Annotated in this window: 1 protein-coding gene and 1 pseudogene; both read left to right on the forward strand. The window is 64.3% G+C overall.

All coding sequences use genetic code 11. From position 1 onward, the window contains the following. On the forward strand, positions 1-273 hold a 273-nt coding region (locus EN780_RS37660; RefSeq protein WP_128276661.1), incomplete at its 5' end, for a DUF5330 domain-containing protein. Then, positions 270-460: pseudogene (locus tag EN780_RS41230) on the forward strand (hypothetical protein); the annotation flags it as partial. The gene EN780_RS37660 and the pseudogene EN780_RS41230, both read left to right, overlap by 4 nt.

Raw genomic sequence — 460 nt, forward strand, 5'->3', positions numbered from 1 at the left:
GGGCCGATCCAGGCGCTGTTTGCGGCGCGCGAGGCGGTCGGCGACATTGCCGGCATCTGCGAGCGCAAGCCCGATGTCTGCGAGACCGGCAAATCCGCCATGCACACGATCGGCGTCCGCGCCAGGGAGACCGCCAAGATCGCCGCCGCCATGATGGATGACACCGGCGACAAGCCGGCGAACGGGCTCGACACGTCCGTCGCCACCGGCAGCGTCGACATCGTCCTGCCGGCGACCGTCAACATCCCGGCGAAGGCGCCGACGAAGAATTGAGTTTTCAGCCGCTGATTGGCGACACCGCAGGCCCGTCCGACCTCTCGACGCCTGCGGTGTTTTCTTCTTTTTCCGTGACGCGAGGACGCCGGATGACTATATCCGGCACAATGACAACGACGATCCAAACGATCCGCGACGACTTTTCCCTGCTCGACGAGTGGGAGGACCGCTATCGCTATGTGAT

This window comes from Mesorhizobium sp. M4B.F.Ca.ET.089.01.1.1 (genome assembly GCF_004022605.1).
Classification (GTDB): domain Bacteria; phylum Pseudomonadota; class Alphaproteobacteria; order Rhizobiales; family Rhizobiaceae; genus Mesorhizobium; species Mesorhizobium abyssinicae.